Raw genomic sequence first — 14,845 nt, 5'->3', positions numbered from 1 at the left:
ACAGTGAAAAACCAGCCTCATCGGCTGGTTTTTCTCAAGCGAAAGCTTTTTCCTGCTCATTGTGGAAGAAACTTTTCATGGCATGGAATACATCGGCTTTTTGTTTGAGAATGTAATAACGGAAATCGTCGTTTTTAATATTTTTGTAGGCTGACATCAAGGTGGAGTGGCGGTTATATTGGTTCACTTCCCCGTAACCGAACATGCTGGATACTTTCATTAATTCTTCTACAAGCTTCACGCATCGTACGTTATCAGACGTCAGGTTATCCCCATCAGAGAAATGGAACGGATAAATATTATAGCGGGTCGGAGCGTACTTTCCATCGATTAATTCCAGCGCTTTGCGATAAGCAGATGAACAGATGGTACCTCCGCTTTCTCCTTTCGAGAAGAAGTGTTCTTCTGATACCACTTTGGCTTCAGTATGATGTGCGATGAATTCAATTTCTACGGTTTCATATTTTGTTCTCAAAAAACGTGTCATCCAGAAGAAAAAGCTTCTTGCCATATATTTCTCCCATACCCCCATGGATCCACTCGTATCCATCATAGCCAATACGACCGCTTTGGATTCAGGCTTTAATACTTCATTCCACGTTCTGAACTTCAAGTCTTCGGTATATATCGGATGAAAGCTTGGTGCTCCTTTCATGGCATTCCTCTTAAAGGCAGACATCATCGTCTTCTTTTTATCTATATTCCCCATTAGGCCAGTTTTACGGATATCGTTGAATTCAATGTGCTCGACGGTTTGAACATCTTGCTCCTTCTTCTTCAGGTTCGGAAGTTCCAATTGGCTAAATAAGGCTTCTTCAATCTCAAGCATCGACACTTCTGCTTCATAGTAATCTTCACCGGCTTTATCTCCGGCCCCTTGACCTTTTCCAGGACCCTGTTGCTGCGGTGAGCCGTCTCTTGCAATGACGTCTCCTACCTGACTTTCACCGTCACCTTGCCCGACGTGCTTATTCTTATCATAGTTATAACGAATTTTATATTCATCTAAAGAACGAATCGGGATCTTGACGACGTCTCGACCATTTGACATGACAATGTTTTCTTCTGTAATCAAATCAGGTAAGTTGTTTCGAATCGCATCCTGTACTTTCTCTTGATGTCTTTGTTGATCATCGTGACCTTTGCGGTGGAGGGCCCAATCTTCCTTGGAAATGACAAACTGATGATTATCCATTTGACTCAAATTATTCCCCTCCTTAAAGTTTTTTCACATTTCTTCATTCTCCTGCATACACTATGTTGACTGTCTAAACTGCATATATCCCATGAAGTGAAACGGGGATTACTCTATCCTATGCAGAAGTATTGATAAATTTACAAATAATTTCGACAATTAAACGTTCTTTTAAGGTTGGACGAGCCTATTTTTCTGACATGTTATATAATGTCCGTGAATGTCCGATTTCCTCAAAAAAAATAACCAGGCAGAATCACCTGATTAAGCTTCTTCTTCATATTGAGCCGGGTCTGATACTCGATTGTGTATCTTTAATTCGCCACTGGAACGTAATTTTTCCATCTGCTTCCCTAGCTTAATGACTTCCTCCATATTGGAGGCCATACTTCCGTTAAGAGGTTCTGCTTCTTCTCGACGATGAGGTTTAGAAGGCATCCTCTCCACCCACTTTCATTTAAGATAATGGGCCCAGCTCTCTATCTATAGACTATTATATTCTGAGTTTTCTGTCAACTATCCCTTGTCTTTTTCTTTATATTGAACAGGATCCGGCTGCTTTTTGTCCTCTTTCAGCTCTTCATTCGTTCTTAGCTTGTCCATTTGCTTTCCCAGCTGCTCCATTTCTTCCATATCAGATGCCATGGACCCATTTTCAGGTTCATAGTTTTTATCCAGTTCATGTTTGTTTTTGCTCATAACTTTCACCTCTTGGCTACTACTTTTCCCCTTACAAGAAAAAATAAACCACATAGAAAATCGGGAGGTGTATTTAGCATCTCCCGATTTCATTTCTATTAACGATTCAACAGGCTGCCCACATAGCGGAGTAATTCATTTGCGGATGTTGAGTTGTAGCCATGTTCATCGATGAGGCGGGCAACCACTTCGTTGACTTTCTTCAGCTGCTGTTCGTCTGGCGTTTTCGATGATGTCGTGATTTTCACGACGTCCTTCAAGTCAGCGAATAGCTTCTTCTGAATGGCTTCTCTCAAGCGATCATGTGAATTGTAGTCAAATCGCTTTCCTTTACGGGCATATGCAGAGATACGGATAAGGATTTCTTCACGGAATGCTTTCTTCGCATTTTCTGAAATACCGATTTGTTCTTCAATGGAACGCATCAGCTTTTCATCCGGATTGATTTCTTCACCGGTTAATGGGTCATGAAGCTTCGCCTTATTGCAGTAAGCTTCAACGTTATCAAGATAGTTATCCATAAGCGTTTTCGCAGACTCTTCATATGAATACACGAATGCTTTCTGAACTTCTTTCTTAGCGATGTCATCATATTCCTTACGGGCGAGGGAAATAAAGTTCAAATACTTATCACGAAGTTCATTCGTAATTGATGGATGTTGATCCAGTCCTTCTTTCAAAGCCCGAAGAACGTCTAAAGCGTTAATGGTTGGGATTTCTTTTCGAATGATCGTAGACGAGATCCGGTTAATGACATAACGCGGATCGATTCCGCTCATTCCTTCATCCTGATATTCCTTCTTCATTTCATCCACATCTGCGGAGTTAAATCCTTCAACATTTTCTCCGTCGTACAAGCGCATTTTCTTGATTAAATCAATATCACCGCGCTTTGGTTCTTTCATTCGGGTCAAAATGGTGAACATCGCCGCAACCCGTAACGTATGAGGTGCCACGTGGACGTTAGACACATCACTTTCGTTGATCATTTTCTCATATATTTTCTCTTCCTGGGTGACCTTCAGGTTATAAGGAACAGGCATGACGATAATACGTGAGTGTAAGGCTTCATTCTTTTTATTTGCAATGAAGGATCGATACTCAGTTTCATTCGTATGGGCGACAATTAGCTCATCAGCCGAAATCAATGCAAACCGACCTGCCTTGAAGTTTCCTTCCTGAGTAAGGGATAATAAGTGCCATAAGAACTTTTCATCACACTTCAGCATTTCCTGGAATTCCATCAATCCACGGTTTGCTTTATTTAACTCACCATCAAATCGGTAAGCACGTGGATCTGATTCAGAACCAAATTCAGCAATCGTGGAGAAGTCGATACTTCCTGTTAAATCGGCAATATCCTGTGACTTTGGATCTGATGGACTGAACGTACCGATTCCGACACGTTTATCTTCAGAGAAAAAGACTCTTTCGACCTGAACGTCTTCTATGCGGCCATGATATTCCTTCTCCAAGCGCATAGTATTTAACGGAGAGAGATTTCCTTCAATGCGAATGCCATATTCGTTGTAAAAATCTTCACGCAAATGTTGAGGAATCAGATGCAATGGATCTTCGTGCATCGGGCAGCCTTTGATTGAAAAGACGCCTCCTCTTTCAGTCCGGGAATATTGTTCCAGCCCGCGTTTCAGCATGGAAACAAGGGTTGATTTCCCTCCACTGACTGGCCCCATCAGTAACAAGATTCTCTTTCTGACATCCAATCGCTTCGCAGCAGGATGAAAGTATTCTTCAACGAGTCTTTCCAGCGCCTCTTCTAAGCCAAATAATTGATTGCTGAAGAATTTATACTTTCTTTTCCCCTCGACCTCTTCAACTCCGGCATCCTTAATCATATTAAAGACTCTTGAATGAGCGGATTGCCCAACCCAAGGCTTCTCTTTCAGCAGGTCTAAATACTGAGCAAACGTCCCTTCCCATTTCAGTTTCTCTTCTTCTTCTCGATAATGTTCGATTTTTTTTAAAATATCCATAAGGACCTCCCCCTGTCGCTTAATGAGAGACGATTAATATACTCTATGCGCTTGTTCACCTGAACATGTTAACAAGATATATTTATTACAGACAAAGGTTCAGTATTCACTATAAACAGCAGAATGAGACTTTCGAAAAATAATGGTTTCATTATCAATCAGCCAAGCTCTCACAGATCAACAAAAAATTAAACGATTTCATTCACATCAAATAAAAAATAGGCTATACTAAAGACAGACTGTGGAATAAGTGAAACTGGGAGGTTACCAAACATGGGTACTATAATGATTATAGGTGTATCTTTAGCGTTCTTAGTAGCGATTTTCACTGCTGGATATAATGATAAACCCGGCTCCAACTAATTCATAAACTAAAAAAACTGGCCTTGGCCAGTTTTTTTAGTTATTGCGCCATATTAAATTAAGACCAATCACCACAACTGTCCCGACGATCAAACCATTACTCATTACAATTTGAAGCGAACTCGGAAGATCTTCGAAAAGATCCGGAGATTGAAAGAAGAGACTTGTGCCGCCCAAAAGTGAAATACTAATGATTGATAACTCCCTTTGATTCAACTTATTAGAAGTAATCTTTTTTAATGAAATGATAAACATATTCACAATTGTCGAAAGCAGTGCTGCACTCGCGACGGCTACAGGCAAAGTGGACACTACATGCACCACTTGTGGCATGAAGGATATAAGTAATAAACTGCCTGCTGCTATAAGAAATGGAAGACCGTTTCTTTGTTTCGTCGTTTGTACGAAACCTGATGTAACCGGCAAGGGCACAATAGCAAGAGCAGAAAAAATGGACGATAACCAATGATTGATTCCTCCGATGACAAAGCCTCTTCTTATACTGTCTTGTTTATTGATTTTCTTTCCATCAAATACCTCATACATCGAATCAATGGCTGCAATATTGTTTAGAATCAGCGTAAAAGAAAACAGAATAGTCGCAGTGATGATATTACCATTGATTGCAGGTGGTCCCCATGAAAAGAGTTCTGGGAAAGCTACGCCACTAAGATCCCTCTGTCCAATAGGGTTGGAAGCACCACCGAACAGGGCGAACACACCCCAGCCAGCAATGATACCGATTAAGAGTGAAAACTGCTTTCCCCATCCTTTTGCTTTAATTGACAGAATCACAATAAAGACAAAAACGAAAATGGCAAGCATCGTCAGTTCCCAATCAACGCTTCCTTCTTCTTGTACGATCATCCCTTTAAAAAAGATGCCACTAAGCTGAATAGCTAGAAGAAACAAAAAAACACCTGAAACTAAAGGTGGAAATACTCTTTCGTAAAATGATTTGTTTTTCACTAATCCCATGAGGATCAGTATACATCCTGCTAAAGCAAGTGAGCCCATACCAAGTGATAGTGATTCTTCAACCGACAGGCCAATTTGCTTAGAAAAGCCAGCCAAAATAACAAAGACACTTACCCAGGATCCAGCCGGTCCTTCAATAATCGGAAGGGAATGTCCAATTACTTTCTGAAGAATGGAGCCGAGAGCAACCAGGAAAAGCGTTCTTTGCATTAACCCTGATATCTCGGTCTCACTTAATCCAAACACACTACCAATTACAATCGGAAGAGCAATCGACGTTCCGATCAAAAACATGAGCCATTGAAAGCTTTGCAGGGTTATTCTTACGGACTGCCCTTTGTATTTCATGATACTTTAACCGCTCCGGCTTTAAGCAGCATCTTCTCAATTTCAACAAAACCTCTTTCCCTGGCATGCTCAATTGGTGATTTTCCTTCCTGATCAGGTATCGTTACATCGGCACCATACTCGATTAATGTGGCAATAATCTCTTGATGCACCTTTCCTCCATCACTCAATACAATGGCTTTCATCAAGGCTGTCCAGCCAAGGTCATTTACATGATTGATATCGACGTTTGTTTTTTCCAATAGAAGTTTGACGGTCTCACCGTGGCCTTTTTCCGCAGCTGGAATAAGCGCGGTTCCGCCATATCGATTTACTAAAGCAGGATCTGCTCCTGCTTCGATCGTGAGAAGCAGAATGTCATTCATTCCTTCTGCACCAGCATACAGAAAGGGATTGTTTTTTAATTCATCCTTTAAATGAATATCAGCTCCCTTATCAATAAGCAAACGAACCATATCCGGGTTATTTTGATACGTCGCAAGCATTACAGGCGTCCTACCGAGGGCATCCTGTTGATTAATATCGGCACCTTCATCAATTAACGTTTCGACTTCTTCAATATATCCTTCTTTTATATAGGTGAAAATCACTTCTTTTTCCTCCTCTTGAGCATTGAACGAACATCCCGCCAGAGTGCTGATAAAGATAGCCATGAGCATTTTTTTCATTTTCACTCCCACTAACAACTTTTAGGATATCACGTCTTGATATATATGAATAATATCTATTAAATTGTATTATTATATATTTATTGTATAAGAGAGGTGATTTCTATGCTGGACCTTAAACAACTGCGCTACTTCATGACAATTGTGGAAGAAAAAACAATACTTGCTGCAGCAAAACGACTACATATGTCTCAGCCACCCCTAAGTCAGCAGCTGCGCACGATGGAAGAGAATCTCGGTGTGAGCCTGTTTTACCGGAAAGGGAGAAAACTGGTGATTACAGAGGCTGGTAAAGCCCTTTATCAGCACGCTTATCAGATGATCAAGCTGCTGGAGGCTGCAGAGGCAGAAGTGAAAGAAATTGGCTCAGGAGAAAAAGGCAAGCTGAGGATTGGTGTAAATACATTATCTGACATTGATTTGCCACATATTTTAGCAAAGTATGAAAAGAAATACCCGAACATCACCTATAATATTCATCAAAATGAATCCTCACAGCTCATTCATCTTTTAGAATTACGGGAGATTGATGCTGCACTGATCCGAATGCCTTTTTCAGCAGACAATATGGTGAAGGTGGTCCTCCAAGATGAGCCATTTTACTACATTACGAGTGTTCCGACTTCAAGTATTGACACGATTACATTAGAGGATATTGTTCATCAGCCATTAATCCTTCCCAGTACACAAAGCTTGGGCTTGTACGAAATGATTGTCCAGTCATTTATTTCAATCGGGTTGACTCCAAATGTAAAGGCAGAATGTTCGGATACAGTCCTCCTTGCCAACCTTGTAGAACAAGGATTCGCTTCCTCCATCGTTCCCCATAGTGCTTTGCAAGTATTTAAGCATAAAGAGGTTCAACTGGTGGAAATTGAGAACATGAACAACGCAAGCTACGGAATCGTATGGAAAAAAGACTTCTATCTGCCTAAGACAACGAGGGAGTTTATCCGGTTAGTCACAGAACACTTTCAAATTGAGCTTTTGGAGATGGATTAGGAAAAAGCCCGAAAGGATTTGATCCTTTCGGGCTTTTTCTAAGTTTCTTTATCTGGACTATAGAGATCTACCTTTTATTGAATCCCTTCTTCTCTATAAATTCCTTCATATACAGGCGCTTCTTCCCTGAAAGCATGTTGGCCATCTGCTCCGTCCATCGATCCGATCGTTTGCCGGCCGTTCGTGCCTGATAATAGGAAGAGATGGTTTCGTCATAACGATCAAGTTCCTCTTTCATGGACCCTTCATCACGTTGGTATGAATCCTCATGATAAATGGCTTCCAATGGCAACCTCGGCTTCACATCAGAACTGCCTTCAGGTAAACCGACTGCCAGCCCGAATAAAGGAATGACCCGATCAGGAAGCTCCAGCAGTTCACTCACTGATTCCAGATCATTTCGGATTCCTCCAATATAGCAAATGCCCAATCCCATCGATTCTGCGGCAATGGACGCATTTTGAGCCGCTAGTGAAGCGTCAATTAAAGCTACCATGAACTTCTCCGTGCTTTCAAGTGTTGGGATGACATCTGCATTTTCCCATTCTCCTATTTTCTCGTGGCGGTACAAATCGGCACAGAATACAAAGAAATGACCGTTTTCCTCTACATATGATTGTGGACCGGCAAGTTCCGCCAACTTCTTCTTTTTAGCACGATCCTTCACTCCGATGATTGTATATGCTTGAATATAACTCGACGTACTCGCAGCCTGGGCACTCGAGACAATTGTCCGGATTTGCTCCTCTGTTAATGGCTCATTCTTGAAATGACGAATGGATCGATGCTTAAGAATCGTTTCAATGGTTTCGTTCATTATGTACCCTCTCCTTCACATTCTTTACCTTAGTATAAGCCAAATAAAAAAAGGAATGAAAATCATATGATTCTCATTCCTCGTTTTTTATAACAGACCCGGATAATTTCTTTGTCTTAATGCTTCATAGATCAGAATCGCCGCTGTATTGGAAAGGTTCAATGAACGGACGTTTTCGTTCATAGGTATGCGCAGGGCACGATCCAAATTATTTTGGATGATGTCATCCGGCAGTCCGGATGTTTCCCTGCCAAAAATGAAGAAGTAATCCTTCTCTTCCACACTGTAATCAAAGTCAGTGTGAGGGATCTTTCCGTATTTTGTTAAATAGAAAAATTCTCCGCCGTCATTTTTCTCGAAGAACTCTTCAATTGAATCATAGTATACAATGTTTACAAACTGCCAATAATCAAGGCCTGCCCGCTTTAACATTTTATCATCTGTTGAGAACCCGAGTGGACGAATCAAGTGCAGAGTTGTATCCGTTGCTGCACACGTTCTCGCAATATTCCCTGTATTAGCAGGGATTTCTGGTTGATATAATACAACATGTACTCCCATGTTACTGTCACCTCATTCATAAAACTCTAAGTGACATTATACCATTTCCTCCCCATAGAACAAGACTTAGCCGTCATCTACTATTGTAAAAAATCTATATTTGATATTAGGTGTATACGCAGTCGAGTCCTCATATTTCCAATATCGCATTCTACTGTTGAATGTATGGGCATTCACGAGAGGTTCTCCTGCAGCATCTTTACCCGTCACGATCGTAGTATGGTCAAAACGCCCATCCCCTTCGAAGTCATAGCAGATGACATCCCCAAGCTTCAACTCTTTTGAGTCATTCACCTGTTTCCCCCTTAACCCGACCGTAGAATTCGGAATATACCATCTCATGGAATTCGCCACCGTCCAGCTATAACTCCAGTTCTGATTTCTCATCCACCAGCCCTTCCCCTTCGCCGGATATCCCCGCATGGGAGCATCCCCGGCATGGAGGCACTGTGAAATATAGTTCGTGCAATCATTCTCAAACTTCTTAAACGCAGGGTTATAGCTGTTCCACCATCGTTCAGCATATTGCACCGCACTCAGCCGATCATATTGATACGCCACTCTAGCCTCTTTCCCGTCGAAGGTGGAACTCTCTTCACGTACGACATTCTCTTCAAAGTGAATTGGAATCTCGCTGTCTTCATAGATCTTATCCCTATAAAAGGATGCATGTCTATTCTCTACTTCCTCTTCTAGATAAAGAAGATCACCTTGCTTAATAAGATATTTATAATGAACATCATATAAAATGTTTTGTGTTTCATTTCGCTGAGGTGTCATGCTTTGGATTTTCCCTGCTGCATCCACCTTTACAATTTCCGCATTCCGCTGAAGACAAGATTCCTTCTTTCTTTTCACTTTGTCACTGTGATAGTCTGACTGACTACGAGTTGTATATTCATCAATCACATGTTGGACCTTTTCCATTAATAGCTTTCTGATCATTGTCTTCCCTCCTCCCTAATTGTTATGCAGGGAAGGGACAGTTCAAAACAAAAAAGGATAAACTCAGGTGATAATGAGAGTTTATCCTTTTAGATTATTTGGTTATAAGGTTAAGACCTTTTTGAATTTCGTTTAGTACTTCCTCATCCGTTTCAACCGATTGCTGCGCGAGTAATGCAACTTCTGCTTCTACCCCGCCTATTTTGCCGAGGGCCCAGGCCGAGGTACCGCGAATGACAGGCCGCACATCTTTTTTCAACACATCAATCAGATCGTCAATGGCTGTTGTATCCTTATAATGGGCGAGTGCGATGATCGCGTTTCGCTGAATCGGCTTCTTCCCTCTCCATGAACCGGATACATGACCGTATTTTTCTTTAAACTCACGGTTACTGATTGTTAAAAGCGGCTTTAATAGCGGCTTTGCAATTTCTGGATCCGGCTCCATCTCTTCGTGAAAATGAAAGTCCATCCCTTTATTTTCAGGACATACCGTTTGGCAGGTGTCACATCCATATAGACGGTTCCCAAGCTTTACCCGGTACTCATCCGCAAGAAAGCCCTTCGTCTGCGTCAAAAAGGCAATGCATTTCTGAGCATCCAGCTGACCGCCTTCTATAAGAGCTCCCGTAGGGCAGACATCCACGCATTTATTGCATGTACCACATTGGTCCTCCATCGGTGTATCAGGAGCAAACGGAAGGTTTGTCACCATTTCCCCGAGATACACATAGGATCCGAACTCGGGCGTGATAATCGAGCAGTTCTTTCCGCTCCAGCCAATGCCTGCCCGCTCTGCCACAGCACGATCCACAAGTTCACCAGTATCCACCATTGATTTAAAACGTGCTTGTGGAACTCTTGATACGATATATTCTTCCAACTTTGAAAGACGATCCCGAAGCACATGGTGATAATCCGTCCCCCATGATGCCCGGCAAAAGATCCCACGTCTTTCTCCCCGTTTGCTTTGTGGAGCATTCTTCATCTTTGAAGGATAGGCAAGGGCAATGGCAATAATCGATTTGGGACTCTCGAAGATTAATGAAGGATCGACCCGTTTCTCAATGTCTTTCTCTTCAAAACCGGATTGATACCCTAGCATTTCCTGACGAAGAAGCCTGTTCTTCATTTCCGAAAACGCACCTGCTGTCGTAAAGCCAATTTTATCAATCCCGATTTCCTTACTATAATCAATGATATCCTGTTTTAACTGATCCATATCCATTGCCCGTTCCTCCTTCCATCTATTAATATATTTACGGCTACTTACGTGAAATGGCAACGTGTATTATGATAAACTATTTTAAAACAAATGTGGAGGGAAAATAAGTGGAAATCACCATCGATTCACCTATAACGTCCAAAATCCCTGATTTCAAAGTGGGATTCATTCAATACCATCATATCGAAGTCGGCGCTTCTCCTCAAATGCTGAAAGGCAGACTTCAATTGTTCCAGGAATCCATCTTCTTTGACCTTCACGATAAAAATGTGACGGAAATAGAAGGAATTGCCGCGTGGCGGGACATCTTCAAGAAAACAGGAAAGGACCCGAATCGCTACCGTCATTCTGCCGAAGCCCTCTTTCGCCGGGTTAAAAAACAGAATTATCTGAGCACGATTAACTCAAGTATCGATCTCAACAACTTCTTCTCCCTTCAATACGAAGTGCCCATCGGCATTTACGACAGGGCTCAACTTAAGGGAGACAACATAGAGATAAAAGTGGGGGAACCAGGACAAACCTATACAGGACTAAACGGCCGGGAAAATTCCCTGGAAAACCTAATCGTTGCCTGTGACGGGGACGGACCTTTCGGAAGTCCATTCGTTGACTCAGACCGTGCACCCGTCGGCGAAGAAACCAACAATGCCGTTCAGATCATCTTTCTGAAGCCTTCCCTTTCTATAGAAGAAAGCAGCAAACTCACGAAATCGTTAATGGATATGTTCATCGGGATTCATGGCGGGGAAGGATCCTTTGAAGTGGTAGGTGGATAGAAGTTTGAGCAGGATCCCTGGTTGGTGGGATCCTGTTTTTTATTGAGAATCTTGTACGAGAACCCCTAGCTAATCTCAAGAGACCTCAGTAATTTCACATTAAATGTAAACCAATTACCTCTTATTTGAGACTAACACAATCACGGCACTACCCCCCAAAAAAAGAGAGCCCAATGGACTCCCTCCTTATAAACCCTACACCCACCACATATCCGATGGCTGCTCTTCAATCAAGATCGACTTCAAATTCTTCACGGCGCGTCCGAAGCCTTCTTCTATCGACATGATCGGATCCTCATGCTCGATGCTTACCACATAATCATATCCGAAAGTGCGCAGTGCACTCATCATATCCGACCACTCCTGCAGACTGTGTCCACAACCCACTGAACGGAATGACCACGCTCTCGTTTGGATGCTTCCGTATGGCTGCATATCCGTCAGACCGTACATATTGACGTTGTCTTGGTCGATATACGTATCTTTCGCATGGAAATGATGTATCGCATTTTCCTTACCTAGTATTTTAATCGCGGCAACCGGATCGATTCCTTGCCACCACAGGTGACTGGGATCCAGGTTGGCACCGATCGCGTCACATGTTTCTTCACGAAGCTTCAATAACGTATACGGAGTATGAACAAGGAAACCTCCGTGTAGCTCTAAACCGATTTTTACGTTATGATCCTCTGCAAGCTTCCCTATCTCTTTCCAATATGGGATCAATTTTTCTTCCCATTGCCATTTGAGAATATCCCCATATTCATTCGGCCAAGGGGATACTGGCCAGTTCGGATGCTTTGCTCCTTCATGGTCACCTGCTGTTCCAGAAAAACAGTTAACAACCGGTACATTCATCAAGCTTGCGAGCTTTATCGTTTTCTGAAGTGCCACATGGGATTCTTCCGCAAATGCTGCATCTGGAGAGATGGGATTTCCGTGACAGCTGAAGGCACTGATTTCCAAGCCTCTTGATGTTACTTTCTCTAAGTATTCGCTTCTCTTTTCTTCGCTTTCTAAAAGGGCGTCCAGGTCACAGTGAGCATTTCCAGGATATCCCCCCGTGCCGATTTCGACTGCGTGAAGCCCGGATTCTTTTACATAATCAAGCATTTCGTCAAGATTTTTTTGTGAAAATAATACAGTAAATACGCCTAGTTTCATTTGTGCTTCCTCCTATTTCAATCGGATGCTTTGTCCGGTTTCACTGCTTTTGTAGATGGCATCAATGATTTGAGACACTTGCATAGCTTCCTGGGGCTTCACAACCAGCTCCTCTAAACCCAGACAGCTGTTGATAAAGTTCCGGGCTTGTGGAAGACTGGGATCATCTTCACCGGGAACCCAATCCGCTTCACTATTCAGAAGCATGCCATGTTTCATTTGGTTCATCTGGAACGGGAATAGATCGATTCCCCCCGTTTCCCCTGAGATGCTCATGCTTTCTTCATCACTCTTGACGTTTGCCGACCAAGACGTTTCGAAGAGCATGGATGCACCGTTATCGAACTTGATATAAGCCGTAACATGGTCGTCGACTTCGAACTTCTCTTTATCAAAATCTCCCCACTGATTCACTTGATCTGGCATTCTACTAAGCTTGTTATAGGTCGTCCCTGTTACTTCAACAGGTGCAGGGTTCCCAAGGAGCCATAGGGATAGATCCAGAAAGTGACATCCGTAGTCGATCAAGCTGCCACCACCTTGCAGCTCCTTGTTGGTAAACACTCCCCAGCCAGGGACTTTGCGGCGGCGGATCGCTCTTGCCCTTGCGACCATTGGTTCTCCAATTTCATCTTCCATGATCACTCGCTTCGCAGCACGTGAGTCCTTCATAAACCGATAATGATAAGCGATAGCCAGAATCTTCCCTGACTGTTCCGCTGCTTCGATCATCATTTCACATTCTTCAGGAGTCATGGCCATCGGTTTCTCACAAAACACATGGAGACCCGCTTTGAGCGCGGCAATCGTAATTTCCGCATGAAATTTATTCGGAGTACAAATTGTCACAGCATCCACATGCCCGAACATGTCCCGATAATCACTGAACACGTTCGGAATATTAAAGGTTTCTGCCACGGTTTGAGCAGTGACAGGATTAATATCACTGATTGCTTCAATGGATGCAGAATCTGATAGTTTAATAAATGTAGGGATGTGACGCGTTTGGGCAATGCCCCCAACGCCGATCACTCCCATCCGAAGTTTGGTCATCGATGCATTCACCTCTATAGCTTTACGATTCGTTTTGTTTCACTTGATTCCAGAGCAGACAAAACAACCTCAAGAGATTTCTTTCCTTCTTCTCCCGGTACAGGAGGCTCTGCATTATGAAGGATACTGTGAACAAATTGATCGATCACACGGGAGTTCGTCTGGCCGCCATCGTCATTTGTTTGAATGCCGCCAAGCTCATACTTCACTACTTCCCCGGTTACATATTGAACAATTAGGGAGTTGACTGGATCATCCTCTAAGCGGAGAATCGCTTTTTCTCCATAAATGATCGTAGAGTTGTCTTCTTTAGATACATAAGACCAGCTTGCTGCAAGTGTACCGATTGTACCGCTTTCAGTTTTCAATACACAAACAGCCGTATCATCCACATCTGCATTTTCCTTTGCACTAGTTTCAACAAAGGCACCGACTTCGGCAAATTCTTCCCCTAAGATGTAACGAAGAAGATCGGTTTTATGAACACCAAGGTCCCCCATGGCACCGATGAACGCTTCGTCCTTTTTGAAGAACCAGCTGTCTTTCCCGTCAGCACTCCAGCCTTCAGGTCCACCGTGTCCAAATGCAGAACGGAAGCTGTAGATTTTACCTACTTCACCACTTTCAATCAGCTGCTTCGCTTTTTGGTGAGAAGGGACAAAACGCTGGTTATGAGCGATCATCAATTTTTTACCGTTTTTAGCAGCGGCATCAATCATGCTCTGAGCTTCTTCACTTGAAGTGGCCATCGGCTTTTCACATAATACATGCTTTCCTGCGTTCAGAGCATCGATGGAAATCGGTGCATGCAGGTAGTTCGGTGTACACACACTCACAGCTTCCACTTCAGCGTTCGCCAATAGTTCTTTATGATTGGTATACGCTTTTGCTCCGACTGCATCTGCCATCTTCCATGCCCGTTCTTCCACGATGTCACACACCGCTACCACTTCTACGTTTTCATTGTTTGCATATTCCGGCAGATGACGATGCTGTGCGATGCTTCCACACCCGATTACCCCGATTTTTAATTTACTCATGATTTTTCCTCCTC

Annotated in this window: 15 protein-coding genes; 2 read left to right on the top strand and 13 right to left on the bottom strand. The window is 42.8% G+C overall.

Annotated features, from left to right (window positions below; genetic code table 11):
- Positions 1 to 34 precede the first annotated feature (34 nt).
- From yhbH to FZC88_RS00170, 6 genes are all read right to left on the bottom strand, one after another.
- Positions 35 to 1,195, bottom strand: coding sequence for a sporulation protein YhbH (gene yhbH, locus FZC88_RS00195; protein ID WP_397540970.1), 1,161 nt, complete (start codon positions 1,193 to 1,195; stop codon positions 35 to 37).
- Between the two features lie 264 nt (positions 1,196 to 1,459).
- The gene (locus FZC88_RS00190; RefSeq protein ID WP_148968243.1) at positions 1,460 to 1,633 is read right to left on the bottom strand and encodes a hypothetical protein; all 174 of its coding nucleotides are present in this window, start codon (positions 1,631 to 1,633) and stop codon (positions 1,460 to 1,462) included.
- Between the two features lie 78 nt (positions 1,634 to 1,711).
- Positions 1,712 to 1,894, bottom strand: coding sequence for a hypothetical protein (locus FZC88_RS00185; protein WP_148968242.1), 183 nt, complete (start codon positions 1,892 to 1,894; stop codon positions 1,712 to 1,714).
- A 98-nt stretch (positions 1,895 to 1,992) separates the two neighbouring features.
- Positions 1,993 to 3,888, bottom strand: a complete 1,896-nt coding sequence (locus FZC88_RS00180) for a PrkA family serine protein kinase (protein WP_148968241.1) — start codon at positions 3,886 to 3,888, stop codon at positions 1,993 to 1,995.
- A gap of 399 nt (positions 3,889 to 4,287) precedes the next feature.
- Entirely contained in the window at positions 4,288 to 5,577 is a 1,290-nt protein-coding gene (locus tag FZC88_RS00175) for a purine/pyrimidine permease (RefSeq protein WP_148993244.1), read from the bottom strand.
- The gene (locus FZC88_RS00170; RefSeq protein ID WP_397541161.1) at positions 5,574 to 6,251 is read right to left on the bottom strand and encodes an ankyrin repeat domain-containing protein; all 678 of its coding nucleotides are present in this window, start codon (positions 6,249 to 6,251) and stop codon (positions 5,574 to 5,576) included. The genes FZC88_RS00175 and FZC88_RS00170 overlap by 4 nt, the downstream gene beginning before the upstream one ends.
- A gap of 99 nt (positions 6,252 to 6,350) precedes the next feature.
- Here FZC88_RS00170 and FZC88_RS00165 point away from each other — a divergent pair, with 99 nt between their 5' ends.
- Positions 6,351 to 7,247 carry a LysR family transcriptional regulator gene (locus FZC88_RS00165; protein WP_262371573.1) on the top strand — a complete coding sequence of 299 codons (897 nt, stop codon included), beginning with the start codon at positions 6,351 to 6,353 and terminating at the stop codon, positions 7,245 to 7,247.
- Positions 7,248 to 7,314: 67 nt separating this feature from the next.
- Here the strand turns inward: FZC88_RS00165 and nfsA are convergent, their stop codons facing one another.
- From nfsA to queG, 4 genes are all read right to left on the bottom strand, one after another.
- Positions 7,315 to 8,064, bottom strand: coding sequence for an oxygen-insensitive NADPH nitroreductase (nfsA, locus tag FZC88_RS00160; protein ID WP_148993242.1), 750 nt, complete (start codon positions 8,062 to 8,064; stop codon positions 7,315 to 7,317).
- Positions 8,065 to 8,151: 87 nt separating this feature from the next.
- Positions 8,152 to 8,625, bottom strand: coding sequence for a tRNA (uridine(34)/cytosine(34)/5-carboxymethylaminomethyluridine(34)-2'-O)-methyltransferase TrmL (trmL, locus tag FZC88_RS00155; protein ID WP_113971500.1), 474 nt, complete (start codon positions 8,623 to 8,625; stop codon positions 8,152 to 8,154).
- Positions 8,626 to 8,691: 66 nt separating this feature from the next.
- Positions 8,692 to 9,570, bottom strand: coding sequence for an amidase domain-containing protein (locus FZC88_RS00150; protein WP_148993241.1), 879 nt, complete (start codon positions 9,568 to 9,570; stop codon positions 8,692 to 8,694).
- A gap of 94 nt (positions 9,571 to 9,664) precedes the next feature.
- Entirely contained in the window at positions 9,665 to 10,798 is a 1,134-nt protein-coding gene (gene queG / locus FZC88_RS00145; RefSeq protein WP_148968236.1) for a tRNA epoxyqueuosine(34) reductase QueG, read from the bottom strand.
- 104 nt (positions 10,799 to 10,902) lie between these two features.
- Between queG and FZC88_RS00140 the strand changes: the two genes are divergently transcribed.
- Positions 10,903 to 11,574, top strand: a complete 672-nt coding sequence (locus FZC88_RS00140) for a B3/B4 domain-containing protein (RefSeq protein ID WP_148993240.1) — start codon at positions 10,903 to 10,905, stop codon at positions 11,572 to 11,574.
- Between the two features lie 195 nt (positions 11,575 to 11,769).
- On the opposite strand, the gene FZC88_RS00135 is transcribed toward FZC88_RS00140, so the two are convergent.
- From FZC88_RS00135 to FZC88_RS00125, 3 genes are read right to left on the bottom strand one after another with little or no spacing between them, the layout of a single operon-like run.
- Positions 11,770 to 12,738, bottom strand: coding sequence for a sugar phosphate isomerase/epimerase family protein (locus FZC88_RS00135; RefSeq protein ID WP_148993239.1), 969 nt, complete (start codon positions 12,736 to 12,738; stop codon positions 11,770 to 11,772).
- A gap of 12 nt (positions 12,739 to 12,750) precedes the next feature.
- Positions 12,751 to 13,791: a Gfo/Idh/MocA family protein gene (locus FZC88_RS00130; RefSeq protein WP_148993238.1), complete on the bottom strand. Its 1,041-nt coding sequence runs from the start codon at positions 13,789 to 13,791 to the stop codon at positions 12,751 to 12,753.
- A gap of 14 nt (positions 13,792 to 13,805) precedes the next feature.
- Positions 13,806 to 14,831: a Gfo/Idh/MocA family protein gene (locus FZC88_RS00125; RefSeq protein ID WP_148993237.1), complete on the bottom strand. Its 1,026-nt coding sequence runs from the start codon at positions 14,829 to 14,831 to the stop codon at positions 13,806 to 13,808.
- Positions 14,832 to 14,845: the final 14 nt, after the last annotated feature.

Source organism: Rossellomorea aquimaris (genome assembly GCF_008180865.1).
Lineage (GTDB): Bacteria > Bacillota > Bacilli > Bacillales > Bacillaceae_B > Rossellomorea > Rossellomorea yichunensis.
This window is presented reverse-complemented; position numbering and strand designations above follow the sequence as displayed.

Bases quoted from the DNA above. Each gene is read 5' to 3' on its own strand.
- FZC88_RS00175 (WP_148993244.1), bottom strand. From the start codon at position 5,577: ATGAAATACAAAGGGCAGTCCGTAAGAATAACCCTGCAAAGCTTTCAA.
- FZC88_RS00135 (WP_148993239.1), bottom strand. From the start codon at position 12,738: ATGAAACTAGGCGTATTTACTGTATTATTTTCACAAAAAAATCTTGAC.
- yhbH (WP_397540970.1), bottom strand. From the start codon at position 1,195: ATGGATAATCATCAGTTTGTCATTTCCAAGGAAGATTGGGCCCTCCAC.
- FZC88_RS00165 (WP_262371573.1), top strand. From the start codon at position 6,351: ATGCTGGACCTTAAACAACTGCGCTACTTCATGACAATTGTGGAAGAA.
- FZC88_RS00150 (WP_148993241.1), bottom strand. From the start codon at position 9,570: ATGATCAGAAAGCTATTAATGGAAAAGGTCCAACATGTGATTGATGAA.
- FZC88_RS00130 (WP_148993238.1), bottom strand. From the start codon at position 13,791: ATGACCAAACTTCGGATGGGAGTGATCGGCGTTGGGGGCATTGCCCAA.
- FZC88_RS00185 (WP_148968242.1), bottom strand. From the start codon at position 1,894: ATGAGCAAAAACAAACATGAACTGGATAAAAACTATGAACCTGAAAAT.
- FZC88_RS00180 (WP_148968241.1), bottom strand. From the start codon at position 3,888: ATGGATATTTTAAAAAAAATCGAACATTATCGAGAAGAAGAAGAGAAA.
- FZC88_RS00125 (WP_148993237.1), bottom strand. From the start codon at position 14,831: ATGAGTAAATTAAAAATCGGGGTAATCGGGTGTGGAAGCATCGCACAG.
- FZC88_RS00190 (WP_148968243.1), bottom strand. From the start codon at position 1,633: ATGCCTTCTAAACCTCATCGTCGAGAAGAAGCAGAACCTCTTAACGGA.
- nfsA (WP_148993242.1), bottom strand. From the start codon at position 8,064: ATGAACGAAACCATTGAAACGATTCTTAAGCATCGATCCATTCGTCAT.
- trmL (WP_113971500.1), bottom strand. From the start codon at position 8,625: ATGGGAGTACATGTTGTATTATATCAACCAGAAATCCCTGCTAATACA.
- queG (WP_148968236.1), bottom strand. From the start codon at position 10,798: ATGGATATGGATCAGTTAAAACAGGATATCATTGATTATAGTAAGGAA.